16 protein-coding genes are annotated in these 19,492 nt (G+C 73.9%); 7 read left to right on the top strand and 9 right to left on the bottom strand.

Annotated elements, in window-relative coordinates; all coding sequences use genetic code 11:
- Positions 1-18: 18 nt before the first annotated feature.
- The 5 genes from QK442_RS00995 to QK442_RS00975 form a co-directional block, all read right to left on the bottom strand.
- Positions 19-1,428, bottom strand: a complete 1,410-nt coding sequence (locus QK442_RS00995) for an NAD(P)/FAD-dependent oxidoreductase (protein ID WP_282691809.1) — start codon at positions 1,426-1,428, stop codon at positions 19-21.
- Between the two features lie 10 nt (positions 1,429-1,438).
- A complete protein-coding gene (locus QK442_RS00990; RefSeq protein WP_282691808.1) occupies positions 1,439-2,077 on the bottom strand; it encodes a DUF4126 domain-containing protein in 639 nt (212 codons plus the stop codon).
- Between the two features lie 367 nt (positions 2,078-2,444).
- Positions 2,445-3,056 (bottom strand): TetR/AcrR family transcriptional regulator, encoded by a 612-nt coding sequence (locus QK442_RS00985; RefSeq protein ID WP_282691807.1) that lies wholly within the window; start codon positions 3,054-3,056, stop codon positions 2,445-2,447.
- Between the two features lie 29 nt (positions 3,057-3,085).
- Positions 3,086-5,230, bottom strand: coding sequence for a YhgE/Pip domain-containing protein (locus QK442_RS00980; protein WP_282691806.1), 2,145 nt, complete (start codon positions 5,228-5,230; stop codon positions 3,086-3,088).
- On the bottom strand, positions 5,202-5,981 hold the full coding sequence (locus QK442_RS00975) for an ATP-binding cassette domain-containing protein (RefSeq protein WP_282692039.1): 780 nt from the start codon (positions 5,979-5,981) through the stop codon (positions 5,202-5,204). The genes QK442_RS00980 and QK442_RS00975 overlap by 29 nt, the downstream gene beginning before the upstream one ends.
- 251 nt (positions 5,982-6,232) lie before the next feature.
- Between QK442_RS00975 and QK442_RS00970 the strand changes: the two genes are divergently transcribed.
- From QK442_RS00970 to QK442_RS00960, 3 genes are all read left to right on the top strand, one after another.
- A complete protein-coding gene (locus QK442_RS00970) occupies positions 6,233-6,706 on the top strand; it encodes an SAV_6107 family HEPN domain-containing protein (RefSeq protein WP_282691805.1) in 474 nt (157 codons plus the stop codon).
- Positions 6,707-6,772: 66 nt separating this feature from the next.
- Positions 6,773-7,561 carry a methyltransferase gene (locus tag QK442_RS00965; protein WP_282691804.1) on the top strand — a complete coding sequence of 263 codons (789 nt, stop codon included), beginning with the start codon at positions 6,773-6,775 and terminating at the stop codon, positions 7,559-7,561.
- Positions 7,562-7,832: 271 nt separating this feature from the next.
- Positions 7,833-8,225 (top strand): DUF3040 domain-containing protein, encoded by a 393-nt coding sequence (locus QK442_RS00960; RefSeq protein ID WP_282691803.1) that lies wholly within the window; start codon positions 7,833-7,835, stop codon positions 8,223-8,225.
- A gap of 236 nt (positions 8,226-8,461) precedes the next feature.
- Here QK442_RS00960 and QK442_RS00955 read toward each other — a convergent pair whose 3' ends face one another.
- The 4 genes from QK442_RS00955 to QK442_RS00940 form a co-directional block, all read right to left on the bottom strand.
- On the bottom strand, positions 8,462-10,816 hold the full coding sequence (locus tag QK442_RS00955) for a DUF3488 and transglutaminase-like domain-containing protein (RefSeq protein WP_282691802.1): 2,355 nt from the start codon (positions 10,814-10,816) through the stop codon (positions 8,462-8,464).
- Positions 10,813-12,189, bottom strand: coding sequence for a DUF58 domain-containing protein (locus tag QK442_RS00950; RefSeq protein WP_282691801.1), 1,377 nt, complete (start codon positions 12,187-12,189; stop codon positions 10,813-10,815). Before QK442_RS00950 ends, QK442_RS00955 begins: the two co-directional genes overlap by 4 nt.
- Complete coding sequence (locus QK442_RS00945; protein WP_282691800.1) at positions 12,189-13,205, bottom strand: MoxR family ATPase; 1,017 nt, start codon at positions 13,203-13,205, stop codon at positions 12,189-12,191. The genes QK442_RS00950 and QK442_RS00945 overlap by 1 nt, the downstream gene beginning before the upstream one ends.
- Before the next feature lie 146 nt (positions 13,206-13,351).
- Positions 13,352-13,945, bottom strand: a complete 594-nt coding sequence (locus QK442_RS00940; protein WP_282691799.1) for a carbonic anhydrase — start codon at positions 13,943-13,945, stop codon at positions 13,352-13,354.
- Between the two features lie 321 nt (positions 13,946-14,266).
- On the opposite strand from QK442_RS00940, the gene rsmH reads away from it, so the two are divergent.
- The 4 genes from rsmH to QK442_RS00920 all read left to right on the top strand — a co-directional run bounded on the left by rsmH (position 14,267) and on the right by QK442_RS00920 (position 19,492).
- Positions 14,267-15,223 carry a 16S rRNA (cytosine(1402)-N(4))-methyltransferase RsmH gene (gene rsmH, locus QK442_RS00935; RefSeq protein WP_282691798.1) on the top strand — a complete coding sequence of 319 codons (957 nt, stop codon included), beginning with the start codon at positions 14,267-14,269 and terminating at the stop codon, positions 15,221-15,223.
- A complete protein-coding gene (locus QK442_RS00930) occupies positions 15,220-15,753 on the top strand; it encodes a hypothetical protein (RefSeq protein WP_282691797.1) in 534 nt (177 codons plus the stop codon). The genes rsmH and QK442_RS00930 overlap by 4 nt, the downstream gene beginning before the upstream one ends.
- A gap of 7 nt (positions 15,754-15,760) precedes the next feature.
- Positions 15,761-17,767 carry a penicillin-binding protein 2 gene (locus tag QK442_RS00925; RefSeq protein WP_282691796.1) on the top strand — a complete coding sequence of 669 codons (2,007 nt, stop codon included), beginning with the start codon at positions 15,761-15,763 and terminating at the stop codon, positions 17,765-17,767.
- Between the two features lie 120 nt (positions 17,768-17,887).
- Positions 17,888-19,492, top strand: a complete 1,605-nt coding sequence (locus QK442_RS00920) for a UDP-N-acetylmuramoyl-L-alanyl-D-glutamate--2,6-diaminopimelate ligase (protein WP_282691795.1) — start codon at positions 17,888-17,890, stop codon at positions 19,490-19,492.

Genomic DNA, 19,492 nt, shown 5'->3' with positions numbered 1-19,492 from the left:
CGGACGGGGAGGAGCGGCTCACCGCGAGCCGCGGAAGTCCGCGCCCTCCACGATGAGACCGGCCACCAGCGCGCCCGACATGCCCGCGTGGGCGAGCCCGCCGCCCGGGTGCGACCAGCCGCCCGCGAAGTAGAGGCCGGGGACGGGGGAGACGTTGGCCGCCGGGAGCCAGCCCCCGCCGGCGTCTGCCAGCGCCGGGCCCGGGACCTCGGCGACCCCGGTGGCGGCCCGGACGTCCTCCGGCGTGCGGACGTGCCGCCACAGCAGCCGCTCCGCGAGCCCGGGCACCGCCCGCTCGGCCGCCTCGGTCATCCGGTCGGCGAAGGCCTCCCAGTCCTGCCCGGGGGAGGTCCGCACGGTCGCCGTGACCGTCACCGACTCGTGGTCACCGTCCGGGCGCAGTGCCGGGTCGTCCGGCCGCAGCACGGTCACGGTCGGCCGCCCGCCCTCCGCGTGCACGACGGTCCGGTGGACCGCCTCCGCCTCCCGGGGGCCGCGCAGGGCCAGACAGACCGCCACCCGGCTCGTCCCGTCCCCCTGGTGGCGAGGCGCCACCTGACCGTGGGGGAGCGCCGGCAACGGGGCCCCGGACACCACGTGATCGGCCTCTACGGTCTCGCCACCGGACAGCCGGATCCCCACCGCCCGGCCGTCCTTCTCCAGGACGTCCTCCACGGGCGCGTCGAAGACGAACTCCACCCGCCGCTCCCGGCAGCGCTCGTACACCGCGTCAGCCAGCGCCCGGAGGCCGCCGGCCACGTACCAGCTGCCGAAGGTCTGCTCCATGTACGGCAGGACGGCGGCGGAGGCGGGCGCGCTCGCGGCCGGGAAACCGTACGCCTCCGCGTAGGAGCCCAGGAGCGCCATCAGCCGGGGGTCCTTCAGCTCCCGCTCCCCGACCTGGGCGAGCGTCCGCGTCGGACGGCGCAGCAGGCCCGCCTTGAGCGCCGGGTACGGCTCGCGGGCCAGGGCCTTCGGGTCGGCGGGCCGCGGCTCCTCCAGGAGCGGGCGGCGAGTACGGTCCCACGCCTCGCGGGCCCGCACCAGGAAGTCGCCCCAGCGCTGGCCCGCGCCCGCGCCGAGCGCCGCATCCAGGGCGGTGATCGTGCCGGCCCGCGAGGCGTTCGGCAGGTCCACGCGCGTGCCGTCGGCGAAGACGTGCCGGGCGGCCGGATCGACCTGGCCCAGGTCGACGCACTCCTCCAGCGGCTTCCTCCCCGTCTTCACGAACAGATCGCGGTAGACCGCCGGCAGGTGCAGCAGCCCCGGACCCGTGTCGAAGGCGAAGCCCTCGCGCTCGAAGCGGCCCACCGAGCCGCCGTACGTCGACGTCCGCTCGTACACCGTCACCGCGTGCCCGGCGACCGCGAGTCGCGCGGCCGCCGCCATGGCGCCGAGACCCGCGCCGATCACCACAATCCGTCCCATGTCAGGGACCTTATCGGCCTCCACCGACAGGGCGGTCCGCAGGTGGTCCGGCCTCGGCCACGGCCATTCCGCGTTCCGCGCGGCGCTGGGCCCGGCGGCGCCGGAAACGCCGGATCCGGGAGGCCAGGAAGACCACCAGGGCCACTCCGAGGCCCAGCAGCACGGCGGCGACCACCGACGCCGCCACCGGATGGAAGATCGCGAAGGTGATGACTCCGGCGACCGCGAGGTCCTCGGCCGTACTGACCACGATGTTGGAGAACGGCTCCGGCGAGGTGTTCACCGCCATCCGGGTCCCCGCCTTGACCAGATGGCTCATCAACGCCGTCGTACCGCCGATCGCCCCCGCCGCCAGCTCGGGCAGGGAACCGCTCTCACCGGCGAGCAGCGCCGCCACCACGGCTCCCGCGACCGGCCGGATCACCGTGTGGACGGAGTCCCACACGTTGTCCACGTACGGGATCTTGTCCGCGACGGCCTCGCAGAGGAACAGCACGCCGGCCACGATCAGGACGTCCGTGCGCTGGAGCGCCCCTGGCACGTCGTCGCTGAGCCCGGTCGCGCCGAAGACGCCGAGGAGCAGGACCACCGCGTACGCGTTGATCCCGCTCGCCCAGCCACTGGTGAAGATCATGGGGAGTACGGACACGCCCGTGATCGTAACGAGACGGCGCCCGCCCGTCACCAGGCAGGAGCGCTCCGCCGGACGACTGAGTACCCGTACCTAGACGCCGATATGAGTACCCGAGCGGATGGGGGAGCGGCCGCCCGGAGGAGAGAGTGGAGCCCACGGAAGGGGCGCGGCTCCGCACCGCCGACACGGGGCGGCGGAACGGGGCCGCGCGCCTGCCGGTACGAAGGAAGCGCCGGTCCGGCGTGGCTCGGGGGATCGAGCCACGCCGGACCGGCGCTTCTCGTCGTTCGGATCCGAAATCCTGGATTCGAAATCCTGGATCCGGGATCTTGGATCCGATATCCCGGATGGTGGATCCAAGATCCCGGATATTGGATCCAGTTCAGCGGCCTCCGCCGACCCGGCCGTGCAGCAGCAGCGACAGCGCCGCGTGCACGTCGTCCAGGGACCGCTCGCTCTGGAACGCCTTCCAGTCGAGTGCCGCGACCAGGACCATGCCCACCAGGGCCGCCGCCGTCAGCTGGACGTCGATCTCCTCGCTCAGCTCGCCGGCCTCGACGCCCTCGCGCAGGACGCCCTCCACCACGGCGACCGCCTCCTGGCGCACGACCAGGAGTGTGGAGTTCCACGCGCGGTTGGTGCGCCAGAGCTCGGCCACGTACAGCTGGGTGAAGGCGGGGTAGCGGTCGATGAAGACGAGGCCCGCGCGGATCATCGCGTCCAGCGCGGCGACCCGGCTGCCGCCGGCCGCCGCCGTCTCCTCGGCCGCCGTCCGCAGCGAGGCGGTCAGGAGGGAGACGCCGTGGCGCAGCAGCTCCTCGAAGAGTTCGGTCTTGCTCTTGAAGTTGTAGTAGACCGTGCCCTTGGCCACCCCGGCCCGCTCGGCGATCTCGTCGACCGTCGTGGCCGAGAACCCCTGCTCGGCGATGAGGGTGACGGCCGCCTCGTAGAGCTTGGCGCGGGTGGCCCGGCGGCGGGTGCTGCTGCTGTCCATGGGGTCGATTCTCACAGAGGTGGCGGGGGTCACAGGGACAGCTCGGGGTGGAGCCGGTCCAGTGTCCACACCTGCTTGCGCCGCGCGGTGACCGCGGTCAGGGCGAGCGCGCCCAGGGTGAAGGCGGTCAGGACGGCGACGGCCTCCCAGACCGGACCGAGCCCGCCGCCGGTGATGAGCCGGCGCAGCGCCTCGACCACGTGGGTCATCGGCAGGAAGGGGTGGACGGCGTTGAAGAAGCCGGGGCTGGTCTGCACCGGGTAGGTACCGCCCGCCGAGGTCAGCTGGACCATGAGCAGCGCGAGCACCAGGATCCGGCCGGCCGCGCCGAAGCGGGCGTTCAGCCACTGGATGATCGCGGCGAAGCAGCAGGTCACCAGGGCGAGGAAGCCGACCGTGCCGGCCGCCCGGGCCATCTCCAGGCCGAGCCCCCAGTGCAGCACCGAGAGGAGCGCGCCGACCTGGAGGACGCCGATCGCCGCCACCGGGAACCAGCCGGCCAGCGCGATCCGCCAGGCGGAGGCGCCCGCGGCGAGGGCCCGCCGGTTCATCGGCTGGATGATCATGTAGGCGACCATCGCGCCGACCCAGAGGGAGAGCGGGATGAAGTACGGGGCGAAGCCGGTGCCGTAGTTCGGCGCCTTGTGGAGCGACTGGGCGGCCAGCTTCACCGGGTCGGCCATGACCTCCGTACGCCGGTCGCGCTCCTCCTTGTCGTAGTCCGGGATCTTGTCGACGCCGTCCTTGAGGCCGGTGGCGAGCGAGCCGGAGCCGTCGGCCAGCTTGAACAGGCCGCCGTCGAGATCGCCGGCGCCCTTCTTCAGCTTGCCGACCCCGCTGTCCAGGCTGACCGATCCGGCGCGGGCCTGGGTGATGCCGGTGTGCAGCCGCTCCGCACCCTCGGCGACCTTCTTCGCGCCCTTGTTGAGCTCGTTGATCTTCCGGATGGCGTCCGCGACGTCCTGGTCCAGGTGCGGGGCGCGGGCGGCCAGCTCGTCGGCCTCCTTCTTCAGCTTCTTCAGCCGGGTGTCGAGTGTCTTCAGGTCACCCGTGCTGTCCTTGGTCAGCTCGTGCACGTCGTCCGCGACGATGGCCACGTCGCCGGCGGTCGTCGACGCCTCCTTCAGGGCCGCGCACATCTCCTTGGGATCGGGGAGCACGACGCTTTCGGGCAGGGTGACGCCCTCGGGCAGCTCGATCGGCGCGGTGGCGCCGGGCTTCGTGCAGGACTCGCGGTGCAGCCGGCCCAGGATGTCGTCCGCCTTGTGGGCGGCGGTCCGCAGCTTCGGAGCGCGCTCGACCAGGTCCTCCAGGTCGTTGCGGGCGGCGGTGGCCGAGTCCGAGACGAGCTTGGCGGTGTCGCGGATCGACTTCCCGTTGTTCGCCAGGTACGGACGGACCTTGTCCGCGGTGCCGTTCACCTTGTCGGCGAGCTTCTGGGTGCCGTTCGCGACCTGGCGGGAACCCGTCTGGAGGTCTTTGGATCCTTTATCCAGTTTCTTCAGGCCGGTGGCCAGGTCGCTGCTGCCGGTCTTGGCGTCCGTCAGGCCGTCGGAGAGGTCCTTGGACCCCTTCTTCGCCTTGTCCACGCCCTTCTTCAGGTCGGCCGCGCCCTGGGCGGCCTCCGCGGTGGCCTCGTGGATGTCGGAGAAGGAGATGAAGATCTTGTCGAGGAAGGTCCGGGAGGACTTGGTGGAGGCGGCGGTGCGCACCTCGGAGAAGACCGTCCGCGAGATCTGGCCGACGACGTAGTTGTTGGAGTCGTTCGTCCGGACCTTCAGGGCGCCGGCCTCGGGGGAGTCCCCGGAGCTGGAGGCGATCCGCTCGCTGAAGTCGCCGGGCACGGTCAGGGACAGGTAGTACGTGCCGTCCTCGACGCCCTTGCGCGCCTCGGCGTCGCTCACGCGGTGCCACTCGAAGGTCCCGCTGTCGAGGAGACCCTCGGTGATGTCCTCGCCCGCGGTGATCCGCTTGCCGTCGGCGGTGGCGCCGCGGTCCTCGTTCACCAGGGCCACGGGCAGCCGGTCGAGCCTGCTGTACGGGTCCCAGAACGAGTACAGGTACAGGGCGCCGTACAGCAGCGGCAGCAGCAGGACCGCGACGAGCGCGGCGCGCGGCAGCTTCCCCCTGCCGAAGCGCCTCAGCTCAAGCGCGGCCAGTTTCGGCGAGCGCATCGGCCGCCCCCTCCTCGGTGATGTCGTCTTCGTCGTCCGTGTCAGGGCCGGTCGGCTCGCTGTTCCCGCCGTCGTGCGCCTTGGTGCCGACGGCGGTGATCCGCAGGGCGTCGGCCGGGGCCTCGCTGCAGACGGCGAGGACGGTGGTGCCGGCGGCGGCCACCGCGCGCAGCAGCGCCCACGCCTCGGCCCGGTGGGCGTCCGACAGCTTCAGGTCCGCGTCGTCCACGCCAAGGAGACGGGGCCGCCCCATCAGGGCGAGCGCGATCGACAGCCGCAGCGCCTCCAGGCGCTCCAGATCCCGTACGGAGGTCCGCTCGCCCTTCGGCAGGGCGGCGAGGTCCAGACCGGCGGCCGCCACGGCCTCGTCGATCCGGGCCCGGGCCTCGGCGGCACGGGCGCCGGGGCGGCGCAGCAGGGCGCGGACCGAGCCGTCGAACCGGCGCTGGAGCAGCGCCCGCTCGCGCAGGTGCTCGGCCACCGTGAGGGCCGGGTCGAGCTCGCTCACGCCGGGGACCTGGCCGAGCGCGGCGATCCGGCGCACGGCGGCCATCCGGCGCGGCAGCGGCAGCCCGCCGACCTCGGCGCGGCCTTCCTGGACCTTCATCCGGCCGGTGAGCGCGAGCAGCAGGCAGGTGCGGCCGGTGCCGGACGGGCCCTCGATCGCCACCAGGGAACCGGCCGCGGCACGGAAGGAGACGTCCCGGAAGACCCAGCCACGGGGCCCCTCGAGCCCCAGCCCCTCGACCACGACCCCGGCGCCGTGCGCCGCCGGGTCGAGGCCGGTCTCCCCGTCTGCGACCTCCTGAGACGGCCGTGTGGTCAGGTCCTCGGATTCCACGGGTCCACCCCCGTTTCCCACTTTTGAACTGACTGGTCAGTTCAAAAGTTACCCGGGAGTCGCTTCCCTGGCAAAGCCCCAGGTCGCGGTGATTGTCAGTGGGGGCTTGCACGATGGACACAGACGGCGACAAGGCCGTCACAGACGACAGGAGGCTCGTCATGGCCAGTCCTTTCGCAGCAGCCGACGTCCACCCCGTGTCCCGCCGCGCCACGGCCCCGCCCGCCGCCCTCGACCTGCTCGCCAAGGCCCGGGCCGGGCTCGACGAGGCCGAGGCCCTCGACCGCCCTCACGAGAGGTACGCCACCGCGCACCTCGCCGCCCTCCGCGCCGCGGCCGCCGTCCTCGCCGCCCGCGCCCGCCCCGAGCCCCGAGCCCGCCGCCGCCAGGCCATAAGGAGCGCCTGGGAGCTGCTCCCGCAGCTCGCCCCCGAGCTCACCGAATGGAGCGCCCTGTTCGCCTCCGGGGCCCCGCGCCGCGCCCTCGCCGAGGCCGGGGTCGCCGCCGCCGCGACCTCGCGCGAAGCCGACGACCTCGTCAGGGACGCGGCCCACTTCCTCCGCCTGGTCGAGCGGCTCCTCGTGCTCCGGCCGGTCCTGCCCCGGCAGCCCCCGGAGGACGGGGCCGCCGGTTGATCCACGGGACACCCCGGAGGCCATAGGGTGGGGAGGTCCGCACCCGTCACCGAGGAGCCGAGAACCGTGCCGGAGCCTTCCCCCGCCTTCGACCGAGAGGCGTCGTCGCGCCCGTCGCGGGCCTCCCTGCGAACCGCCGTCGTCTGGGACGTCCTCAAAGACGCCCTCGACCGCCGGGTCGCGACCACCGGGAAGACCGCCCTGGACGTCCTCGACACCGGCGGCGGCTCCGGCAACTTCGCGGTGCCGGTGGCCCGCCTCGGCCACCGCGTCACCGTCGTCGACCCCAGCCCCAACGCGCTCTTCGCGCTGGAGCGCCGCGCCGCCGAGGCCGGGGTCGCCGACCTGGTGACCGGCGTCCAGGGCGATATCCACGGCCTCTTCGACGTCGTCGAGCGCGACGCCTACGACACGGTGCTCTGCCACGGCGTCCTGGAGTACGTGGACGACCCCGCCGAGGGCGTACGCAACACGGTGGCCGCGCTCCGCCCCGGCGGCGCGCTCAGCCTGCTCGGCGCCGGCCTCGGCGGCGCGGTCCTCGCCCGCGCCCTCGCCGGACACTTCACCGAGGCCCGGACCGCGCTCGGCGACCCCGACGGCCGCTGGGGCTCCGGCGACCCCGTGCCCCGGCGCTTCACCGCCGAGCAGCTCACCGCGCTGGCCGAGGAGGCCGGGCTCTCCGTGGGTGCCGTCCACGGCGTACGGATCTTCGCCGACCTCGTGCCCGGCGTCCTCGTCGACACCGAGCCCGGCGCCGCCGAGGCCCTCCTGAAGCTGGAGGCGGCCGCCGCCGAGCTGCCCGCCTTCCACGCCGTCGCCACCCAGCTCCACGTGCTGGCCGAGAAGCCCGCCTGATCCCGCGGAACTCCGGGCCCGCGCCACCCGTTCGGAGGTGCGGGCCCTGCTTGCCGCGGGCCGCCCCATATGCGGCCCCGCGCCGTATGATCGAGGGAACATCCGGCATGACGGGCGGACGGCTGGGGAATCAACGCCTCACCGAACGGACCGCGTGGCGGCCCGGATGGGCTGATCGGCATTGAGGGCGGGTTTCACGGGGGCGATTCCCTGCCTATCCTGAAAGGGCCGTACACCGGTCGCCCCCGCGACCGACGACTAGGAGGACTCCGTGCCGCTCTCGGAGCACGAGCAGCGAATGCTCGAGCAGATGGAGCGAGCGCTGTACGCCGAAGACCCCAAGTTCGCGACAGCGCTCGAGGGAAGCGGACTGCGTACGTACACCCGGCGACGGGTCTACCAGGCAGTCGCCGGCTTCCTGGTGGGTATCGCGCTCCTCATGGCCGGAATGGTCGCACAGCAGATCTGGATCAGCGTGGTGGGATTCCTCGTCATGCTGGGCTGCGCGGTCCTGGCCGTCACCGGCTGGCGCAAGGCGCCCAAGCCGGGGGAACAGCGGGTCAAGGGCCACCAGGGCGGTGGCCGGGCGCGACGCTCCATGATGGACCGGATCGAGGCGCGGTGGCAGCGACGCCGCGACGAGCAGCAGGGCGGCGGCCACTGACGCCCCCCTGAGCGGAGACCCCGCGCCCCCGTACCCCGCCCCGCCGGCCCCGAGCCCCGGCGGGGCGCAGTCTTTCCATCACCCTGCACCCACCGGGGCGACGCCCTGCTGCACCCCTGCGCGGGCTGCACCCCCGTCCCGTGCGGGGCGGTGCCCCCAACGAAACCGGCGGCGGCACCGCGCCCGCGACGGAACCGTGGCCCTGGGCGCACCCCGCGAGGGGACGGCGGGGTGCGTCAGGTGGTGGGGCGGAAGCGGGGGGTTCGGGATTTCAGGGTGGTCCAGTGGGCGGAGGCCGCCCAGTGGAGGCGGACCGCCGAGCGGGGGGCGAAGCGCGCGCGGAGGCGGGCGCCGCGCGGGGCCGCCGCGTGGAAGCCGGAGCGGATCCGCTCCGCGTCCTCCGCCAGGCCCGTCACCGGGCGGGGCGACGGTGCGTAGAGGGCCTCCTCCACCGCTCCCGCCACCCGGTGGACCGACTCCGCGGCCGCACCGGACAGCTCGGCCGCCCGTACGATCCGCTCCGCGGTTCTCCGGGGCGTCTGCGCCTCGTCGGGCTCGACGCCGTAGTCCCACGCGGTGTCGCCGATCTCCTGCCACACCGCCAGCGGGCCGGCCGCCGGGGCGAGCCGGCGGGCCCGGGCCCTGATCCGCCACAGCATGGGGACGAACGGCAGGGCGAGCACCAGCAGCACGGCCAGCGTCCAGCCGGCCACCCGCAGCGCGTCCGTACCGCCGCCGGACGACGCGTCGCCGTCCGCCGCCGCGTTCCGGCCGCACTCGCCGAGGCGGCGCTCCTCCGGCGGGCAGCTCTCCGAGGCGCTCGGCGCCGCCGAGGGCTGGGCCGAGGCGGTCTGCTCCGGCCGCGCGGGATCGCTCGGCCGCGCCGTGGGGGAGGTCTGCCGGGTGTAGGCGGGCGTGGAGCCACGGGACGGCGTCGGCTCGAAACGGGTCCAGCCGGCGCCCTCGAAGTACAGCTCGGGCCAGGCGTGGGCGTCCCGGATGCCGACCGAGACCGAGCCGTCGGACTGGGTGGCGCCGGGCATGAAACCGACCGCCACCCGTGCCGGGATGCCCAGCGTGCGGGCCATCGCCGCCATCGAGAAGGAGAAGTGGACGCAGAAGCCCCGCTTGTCCTTCAGGAAGCGGGAGACCGCCTCCGTGCCCGTACCGGAGGTCACGTCGACGTCGTAGCGGAAGCCGCCGTCCTCGGCGAACCAGTCCTGCAGCCTGACCGCCCGCTCGTAGTCGTTCCGCGCGTCCTTGGTGACCTCCAGGGCCGTCGTCTTCACGTCGGCGGGGAGGCTGAGGGGCACCTTGGTGTACTCGCGGCGCAGCTGCTCCGGCACCGGGTCGGCCTTGGCGAGCTGCTCGGCCGTGGGCTGCACGTCGAGACTGGTCACCTGGTAGCGGACGCCCTTGGTGCTCTGCTTGTCGTCGCCGACGAGCATCCGGCCCTCGGGCTCGAACCGCCAGCGGCCCTCGATGTCGACCCGGGAGGCCGGGAACGGCATCGGCAGCCACTTCTGGTCGAACCCCTCCGACGCGACGAAGTTGCTGGTCACCTCGGAGGTGAGGACCGACCGGGCGAGGCCGTCGGGCCACGGCAGCAGCTTCGGCACCGCCTCGATCGGCCGCGCCGAGGACTTCCACGAGGTGCCGTCGAACTGGTCGAGGGCGACGAGCCGCAGGTAGAGCCCGCTGTTGTCCGGGGCGTTGGTCCGGTAGCGCAGGACCTCGAAGTCCTCCGGCTGGCGCAGGTTGTCCTGGAGGGAGACCAGCGGGTTCACGGCGGCGATGGTGCCGCCGCCCCCGCTGCCCGAGCCGGACCCCGAGCCGCCGCCGTTCCCCAGGAGCCCGCCGGAGAAGCCGGGCAGGACGAGCGGCACCACCAGGGCGAGACCCATGGCGGCGGCGCCGATCCGGCGGCCGGTCCGCACCGGGGCGAAGGAGTTCCCGCCGCCGCCCGCGGCCGAGCCGGGCCGGCCGGTGCGCTGGGCCCCGCCGAAGACCCGGCCCCAGGCGGAGAGCCGGTCGCGGCCCTCGGCGAGGAGCAGCAGGAGGTAGCCGGTGGCGGCGAGCACGAACCACAGCCGGCCGGCGCCGCCGCCGGAGAGCCCGGCGGCGACCGAGTACAGGGCGAGCAGCGGCAGACCGGCCGGCGCGGCGCGGCGGAAGGTGACCGCCAGGACGTCCACGAGCAGCCCGATCGCCAGCACGCCGGCGACCAGCATGAGCCGGATGCCCTCGGTGTCCGGGGCGGGGATCGCGTAGGTGCCGACGTCCTCGGCGCCGAGCCGGAACAGCTCGGCCACCCGCTGGACCGCGAGCGGCCCCGGCAGGAAGCCGAGCAGCGCCTGCTCCCGGGCGAAGACCACGGTCAGCGCGAGCACGCCGACAAGGAGCTGGGCGCCGACCGTCAGCGGCCGGGCCAGCGGCACCCGCCGGCAGAGCATGCCGGTGCCGCTCTGCAGGGCGAGCAGGAAGGCCGCGGTGAAGATCCAGGTGGCCGGCTTGACCAGCGGCAGCAGCGCCCCGGCGGCCATCAGGGAGGCCGCCCAGGCGGCCAGTGTCAGGCGGGTGAGCCCGCTCATGCCCATCCTCCGTAGCTGTCTGCGGCGGCGGTCTCCCGCAGCGCCCCGGCGGCCTGCTGCCACAGGTCGGCGATCCGGCCCCCGGGCGGCACGTGGACGACGGTCCAGCCGGCCTCGCGCAGCTGCCGGGTCCGCTGCTCGACGGCACCGGCCACGGCGCCGCCGGTGAGCCAGGTCCCGGAGTCCAGGAGGAAGGCGACGGCCGCCCCGGCCCGGCCGCGCATCCGGGCGGCGAGACGGGCCTGTTCCTCGTCGAGGTCGCCGAGGAAGGCGACGAGCAGCCCGTCGCCGCCGGTGCGCAGCACGTCGGAGGCGCGGGAGAACCCGGCGCCGTCGGAGTGGTCGACGACCGCGAGGGTGTCCATCATCAGACCGGCCGTCTCCGCGGAGTCGCCGGTGTGGCCGTCGGAGCCCTCGCCGGGGACCGAGGTGCCGGTGTCGGTGAGCAGCCGGACCGCGTAGCCGCGCTCCAGCATGTGGCTCAGGACGGAGGCGGCGCCGGAGACCGCCCACTCGAAGGCCGAGTCGGGGCCGGAGCCCTGGTAGCCGATCCGGCGGGTGTCGAGGAGGACCGTGCAGTGGGAGCGCTGGGGCTGCTCCTCGCGGCGGACCATCAGTTCGCCGTACCGGGCGGTGGAGCGCCAGTGGACCCGGCGCAGGTCGTCGCCGTGCCGGTAGGCGCGCGGGATGATGTCGTCGTCGCCGGCGAGGGCCAGCGCGCGCTGCCGCCCCTCCCCGTACCCGGACGCCTCGCCGCCCAGCCGGACCGGCGGGAGCGCCGTGGTACGGGGGACGACGGTCAGGGTGTCGTACGCGCTGAAGGAGCGGGTGAGCTCGCACATCCCGAAGGGATCGCTCAGCCGGAGCTGGAGCGGACCGAGCGGGAAGCGGCCGCGCAGGTCGGAGCGGACCCGGTAGGAGACCTCGCGCCGGCCGCCGGCCTCGACCCGGTCGAGGACGAAGCGGGGGCGGGGGCCCAGCATGTACGGCACGTGGTCCTGGAGCATCAGCAGCCCGGTGGGGAGCTTGGAGACGTTCTCCATGCGGAGCCGGACCCGGGCCTCGGTGCCCGCCTCCACCCGCTGAGGGGTGAGCCGGCGGGAGGTGGCGACCCGGTAGCGGGTGCGGTGCAGGACGCCGGCGCAGATCAGTGGCAGACCGGCGAGCAGCAGGCCGACCCGGAGCAGGTCGGCCTGGCCGAGCACGTAGGCGCAGACGGCGGCGGCCGCCCCGGCGGCCAGGAAGGACCGGCCGCGGGTGGTGAGGCCGCCGAGGGTGGCCCGCAGTCCGCCGCGGCCGTCCCTGCCTTCGAGGGGCCGGGGGCCGTCGCGGTCGTCGGCCCGCCGGTCCCCGGGGGCGGCGGGGGTCGCCATCACAGCTGCCGGCCGCCGGTGTGCCGGCCGTGGAGCGGGCCGGCGGGCGGGGCCGAGGACGGGACGGGGGTGCGCTGGAGGATGTCGAGGACGACCTGCTCGGCGGTCCGGCGGCCCAGCTGGGCCTGCGCGGTGGGCAGCAGCCGGTGCGCGAGCACCGGCGCGGCCAGCGCCTGGAGGTCGTCCGGCAGCACGTACTCGCGCCCGGCGAGGGCGGCGGAGGCGCGGGCGGCCCGCAGCAGGTGGAGCGTGGCGCGCGGGGAGGCGCCGAGCCGCAGGTCGGGGTGGGTGCGGGTGGCGGCGACGATGTCGACCGCGTACCGCCGCACGGCGTCGGCGACGTGCACCGAGCGGACCGCGTCGATCAGCTTGAGGATCTCGTGGGCGTGGGCGACCGGCTGGAGGTCGTCCAGCGGGTTGACCGCCCCGTGCACGTCGAGCATCTGGAACTCGGCCTCGGGGCTCGGGTACCCGATGGAGACCCGGGCCATGAAGCGGTCGCGCTGGGCCTCGGGCAGCGGGTAGGTGCCCTCCATCTCGACCGGGTTCTGGGTGGCCACCACCATGAACGGGCTGGGCAGCTCGTAGGTCTGCCCGTCGATGGTGACCTGGCGCTCCTCCATCGACTCCAGGAGCGCGGACTGCGTCTTGGGCGAGGCGCGGTTGATCTCGTCGCCGATGACGATCTGGGCGAAGATCGCGCCCGGTTTGAACTCGAACTCCCGCCGCTGCTGGTCGAAGATCGACACGCCGGTGACGTCCGACGGCAGCAGGTCGGGGGTGAACTGGATGCGGCGCACCGAGCAGTCGATGGACCGCGCGAGCGTCTTGGCGAGCATCGTCTTGCCGACGCCGGGCACGTCCTCGATGAGGAGGTGGCCCTCGGCGAGCAGCACGGTCAGCGCGAGACGTACGACCTCGGGCTTGCCCTCGATCACGCTCTCCACCGAGCCACGGACCCGCTCCGCGGTGGTGGTCAGATCTGTGAGGCTCGCTCGTTCGTCATAGGTCGTCACCCCGGCCCTCCTCGGCCTTGCAGGAACACGGACACCTGCCCCCGATGGGATGGACGGGGGGTGTCACCCGGGCATTCTTGTGTGGATTGCCGGGCCGTGTCACTTGGCTGTGGACAACTGCGGGCGAAATGCCGGGGTTTGTCGTCTTACGCGGCGCGGGAAGACGTGCCTGACCTGCTGCCGGAACCATTCTCCACAGGGTCGATCTCGCGCAGCAGGCCCGTCGTCACGTCGAAGACGAACCCCCGGACGTCGTCCGTGTGCGGCAGGAACGGCGAGGTCCGGACCCGCTGCATCGACTGCCGCACGTCCTGGTCCACGTCCCGGAAGGCCTCGACCGCCCAGGCCGGCCGCTGGCCCACCTCGTCCTCCAGCTCGTGCCGGAAGTCCTCGGTGAGCGACTCCAGACCGCAGCCGGTGTGGTGCACCAGCATCACGGCGCGGGTGCCGAGCGCCCGCTGGCTGATGGTGAGGGAGCGGATCACGTCGTCGGTGACGACCCCGCCCGCGTTGCGGATGGTGTGGCAGTCGCCGAGTTCGAGTCCCAGCGCCGCGTGCAGGTCGAGCCGGGCGTCCATGCAGGCGACGACGGCGACGCGCAGCACCGGCCGCGCGTCCATGCCCGGGTCGGTGAAGTCGGCGGCGTACCGCGCGTTCGCCTCGACGAGCCGCTGGGTGACGGAGCGGCCGGCGGCCGACGCGCCCGGCGTGTCGGGGGAGGGGTGTGCGGAGGTCGTCATGGCTTCGACGGTAGTGGGCACCACCCCCGCGGGCCTGCTGTGAGAAGAGGACAAAAAACATCAATGAAGCTTCATGTGAGCTAACCCACAGCAGCCGTCGGGTGCCGCCGATCGAGTGAACCGCCCGGAATGTCCGCACGGGCGTCCGGTGCCGCGCGACGCGCCAGCCGGTTGATTGACCGGCCCCCTCCGTGGACTAGAGTGGCGCGGAGTTCCTGGAGACAATCGAGCGATTTCAAGCGGTTTCTCCCCCGTGTGCGCGGCGGCACCCACGGCTCGGCCTCCTCATCCCGCTCGCCGTGCCCGTTCTGAGAGGGTGCGTTGAGCAACGACCGACACGTCCCGGTGATGCTCCAGCGGTGCCTGGACATGTTGGCCCCTGCCCTCCAGCGCCCCGGTGCGGTCGTCGTCGACTGCACCCTGGGCCTCGGCGGGCACAGCGAGGCCCTGCTCCGCGCCTTCCCCGAGGCCCGGCTCGTCGCCCTCGACCGCGACAAGGAGGCCCTGCGCCTCTCCGGCGAGCGGCTCGCCCCCTACGGGGACCGCGCCACCCTCGTCCACGCCGTCTACGACCAGCTGCCCGAGGTCCTCGACCGGCTCGGCATCGACAAGGTCGACGGCGTCCTCTTCGACCTCGGCGTCTCCTCCATGCAGCTGGACGAGGCCGACCGCGGTTTCGCCTACGCCCAGGACGCCCCGCTCGACATGCGCATGGACCAGACGACCGGCATGAGCGCCGCCGAGGTCCTCAACACCTACCCGGCCGGCGAACTCGTCCGCATCCTGCGCGCGTACGGCGAGGAGAAGCAGGCCAAGCGGATCGTCTCCGCCATCGTCCGCGAGCGCGAGAAGGAACCCTTCAGCAACAGCGCCCGGCTCGTCGAGCTCATCCGCGACGCCCTCCCGCAGGCCGCCAAGCGCACCGGCGGCAACCCCGCCAAGCGCACCTTCCAGGCCCTGCGCATCGAGGTCAACGGCGAACTGAGCGTCCTGGAGCGGGCGATCCCGGCGGCCGTGAAGGCCCTCGCCGTCGGCGGCCGCATCGCCGTCCTCTCGTACCACTCCCTGGAGGACCGGCTCGTGAAGCAGGTCTTCGCCGCCGGCGCGGCCACCACCGCCCCGCCCGGCCTCCCGGTCGTCCCCGAGCAGTACCAGCCCCGCCTCAAGCTCCTCACCCGCGGCGCCGAACTCCCCACCGACGAGGAGATCGCCGAGAACCGCCGGGCCGCCCCCGCCCGGCTCCGGGGCGCCGAACGCATCCGGGAGGACGTGCTGTGAGCACGGCGAGGGGGCCCCTCAAAGGCCGGGCCGCGCGGCTCGGACGGCTGATGCCGTCCGGACCCAGCTCGGCCGCCCGCACCCCCTTCGTCCTGCTCGTCGTCCTCCTCCTCGGCGGCGGCCTCATCACCCTGCTGCTGCTGAACTCCGCCCTCAACCAGGGCTCCTTCAAGCTGCGCGAGCTCAAGGACCGCACCACCGCCCTCACCGACGAGGAACAGGCCCTCCAGCGGGACGTCGACGTCCAGGTGGCCCCCGACGCCCTGGAGCGCCGCGCCCGCGAACTCGGCATGGTCCCCGGCGGCAGCCCCGCCTTCCTCGGCCCCGACGGCAAGGTCCTCGGCGAACCCACCGTCGCCCCCTCCCCGAAGCCCACCCGCACGCCGACCCGCGCCCCGGCCCGTACGAGCGACCCCGGCCCCTCCCGTACGGCCGGCCCCTCCCGTACGGCCGGCCCCTCCCGTGCGAGCGACGCCGACCCCTCCCGTACGGCGGAGGCCACCTCCGCCCCCACGACCTCCGGCAGGTGATCGAGCAGTGCCCTCCAAGGAGCCCCCGCGCCGCCGTGTCCCCGCCCCCGCCCGGCCCGCCCGCCCCCGGTCCGCCTCCTCCTCCGGCCGGTCCGGTTCCGGCGGAGGCGGCAGCCGTGGCCCCCGGCCCGCCGCGCGCCCGGCCGCCCGCCGCCCCGCGCCCCGGCCGCCTGCCCGTAAACCCCGCACCATCAAGCTCGGCAGCCCCCGGCCCCGGCTCCGGCTGATCTCCCTCGGCCTCACCCTCGTCATGCTGGTCTTCGTGGTCCGGCTGCTCCAGGTCCAGGCCGTCGACGCCAGCGCGTACGCGGCCAAGGCCGACAAGTACCGCTTCCAGGAGTACACGCTCTCCGCCGAGCGCGGCGAGATCACCGACCGCAACGGCATCGCCCTGGCCACCAGCGTCGACGCCTACGACATCACCGCCGACCCCAAGCTCTTCACCCCCGAGGAGTCCAAGGTCCGCGACGCGCCCGAGCAGGCCGCCGCCCTCCTCGCCCCGGTCCTGGGCAAGGAACCGGCAGAGCTGGCCAAGAAGCTCCGTACCCCCAAGTCCCGTTACACCCTGCTCGCCCGCAAGCAGACCCCGCAGGTCTGGAACCAGATCAAGGACCTCAAGAAGGTCTACGCGCAGAAGGCCCTCGCCCCCGGCGGCACCGGCGTCAACCTGCTCGGCGGCGTCCTCAGCGAGCCCAGCACCAAGCGGGTCTACCCCAACGGCGACCTCGCCGCCGGGATACTGGGATACGTCAACGCGGAGGGCCGCGGCGCCGGCGGCATCGAGTCCATGCTCGACCCCGAACTCGCTGGCCGGGACGGGAAGATCCGCTTCACGGCCTCCGGCGGCCGGCAGGTCCCCACCGCGGGCTCCCAGGGCACCCCCGCCGTCCCCGGCTCCGACATCGAGCTCACCATCGACCGGGACATCCAGTGGGCCGCCCAGCGGGCCATCAGCGAACAGGTCCGCACGTCGAAGGCCGACCGCGGCTACGTCGTCGTCCAGGACACCCGCACCGGCGAGATCCTCGCCATGGCCAACTCGCCCGGCTTCGACCCCAACGACCTCTCCGCCGCCGACGCCGCCGCCATGGGCAACGCCGCCCTCCAGGACGCCTACGAGCCCGGCTCCACCAGCAAGGTCATGTCCATGGCCGCCGTCCTGGAGGAGGGCAAGGCCGCCCCCGACACCCACGTCACCGTCCCCAACCGGCTCCACCGCGGCGACCGGCTCTTCAAGGACGACATCGACCACCCCACCTGGTACCTGACGCTCAACGGCGTCCTCGCCAAGTCCAGCAACATCGGCACCATCCTCGCCACCGGCCAGCTCGGCAAGGACCAGGCCGAGGCCAACCGCGTCCTCGACGGCTACCTCCGCCGCTTCGGCATCGGCAGCCCCACCGGCCTCGGCTTCCCCGGCGAGACCGCCGGCATCCTCGCCAAGCCCGAGGACTGGTCCACCTCGCAGCAGTACACGATCCCCTTCGGCCAGGGTCTCTCCGTCAACGCCCTCCAGGCCGCCTCGGTCTACTCGACCATCGCCAACGGAGGCGTACGGGTCGCCCCCACCCTCGTCCGCGGCACCAAGGGCCCCGACGGGCGCTTCACCCCCGCCCCCGCCCCCGAGGAACGCCGGGTCGTCAGCGAGAAGACCGCCAAGAGCCTCGCCCAGATGCTGGAATCCGTCGTCGAGGACCGCGAGGGCACCGGCACCAAGGCCGCCATCCCCGGCTACCGCGTCGCCGGCAAGACCGGCACCGCCAACCGCGTCGACCCCGAACTCGGCCGCTACAAGGGCTACACCGCCTCCTTCGCCGGCTTCGCCCCCGCCGACCAGCCCCGCGTCACCGTCTACTGCGCCATCCAGAACCCCACCAAGGGCAGCTACTTCGGCGGCCAGATCTGCGGACCCATCTACAAGAAGGTCATGGAGTTCGCCCTCAAGACCCTCCACGCGGCACCCACCGGCAGCGAACCCGCCCGCCTGCCGGTCACCTTCGAACCCACCCCGTGACCCCCGGGAGCACCACCAGTGACGACGATCACCCCCCACTCCGGGAACCGGAAATCGAACTCCGGCGACGCCCCCCGCTCGTTTGGTCCCCCGCAGGGTGCGCCCGGTACGCTCACCGCCGTGCCACACGCTGATCAGTCCAGAACCACCCCGCCCCGCCCGGAGCGGGCCCGCCCGACACCCCTGGGCGAGCTCGCGGCACGGCTGGGCACCGAGATCCCCGACGCCGCACACGACGTCCCCGTCTCGGGCATCACCCACGACTCCCGGGCCGTACGCCCCGGGGACGTGTACGCGGCCCTCCCCGGCGCCCGCGCCCACGGCGCCGACTTCGTCGCCCAGGCCGCCGGCCTCGGCGCCGCCGCGGTCCTCACCGACCCGGCCGGAGCCGACCGCGCCGCCGCCACCGGCCTGCCGGTCCTCGTCGTCGAGGACCCGCGCGGCCGGATGGGCGAACTCGCCGCCGAGATCTACGGCCGCCCCGGCGCGGACCTCCTCCAGATCGGCATCACCGGCACCTCCGGCAAGACCACGACCGCCTACCTCGTCGAGGGGGGGCTGCGCGGCGCGGGGAAGCACACCGGGCTCGTCGGCACCGTCGAGATGCGGATCGGCGACGAGCGCATCAAGTCGGAGCGCACCACCCCCGAGGCCACCGACCTCCAGGCCCTCTTCGCCGTCATGCGCGAACGCGGCGTCGAGGCCGTCGCCATGGAGGTCTCCAGCCACGCCCTCGTGCTCGGCCGGGTCGACGGCTGCGTCTTCGACGTCGCCGTCTTCAACAACCTCAGCCCGGAGCACATGGAGTTCCACTCCGACATGGAGGACTACTTCCGGGCCAAGGCGACCCTCTTCACCCCCGAGCGCAGCCGCGTCGGCGTCGTCAACGCCGACGACGAGTACGGCCGCCGGCTCGCCAAGGAGGCGACCGTCCCGGTCGTCACCTTCTCCGCCGCGGGCAGCGCCGACGCCGACTGGCGCGCCGAGGACGTCGTCCTGGGCGCCGCCGACTCCACCTTCACGGCCGTCGGCCCGGAGGGCGTACGCGTCCCCGCCACCGCCCCGCTGCCCGGCCCCTTCAACGTCGCCAACACCCTCGCCGCCATCGCCACCCTCGCCACCGCCGGGCTCGACCCGCGGACGGCCGCCGACGGCGTCGCCGCCGTCCCCGGCGTCCCCGGCCGCCTGGAGCGCGTGGACGCGGGCCAGCCGTACCTCGCCGTCGTCGACTACGCGCACAAGACCGACGCCGTCGAGTCCGTGCTGCGCTCGCTGCGCGAGGTCACCGAGGGCCGGCTGCACGTGGTCATCGGCTGCGGCGGCGACCGGGACAGCACCAAACGCGGCCCGATGGGCGCCGCGGCGGCCCGGCTCGCCGACACCGCCGTGCTGACCTCCGACAACCCCCGCTCCGAGGACCCGCTGGCGATCCTCACCGCGATGCTCGCGGGCGCCGCGGAGGTGCCCGCCGCCGAGCGCGGCGCCGTCCTGGTCGAACCCGACCGGGCCGCCGCCATCGCCGCCGCCGTCGCCCGTGCCCGGCCGGGCGACACCGTCCTGGTCGCGGGCAAGGGCCACGAACAGGGCCAGGAGATCGCCGGGCGGGTCCGTCCCTTCGACGACCGCCAGGTCCTCCGTGAAGCGATCGAAGAAGCGGTCGGAGCGGCGACCGGCACACCGGTCGCCGCGGCGACCGAACACCGTCACCAGAACAGTCAGGGATGA

The sequence above is a fragment of the Streptomyces sp. CC208A genome (assembly GCF_030010625.1).
GTDB lineage: Bacteria > Actinomycetota > Actinomycetes > Streptomycetales > Streptomycetaceae > Streptomyces.
This window is presented reverse-complemented; position numbering and strand designations above follow the sequence as displayed.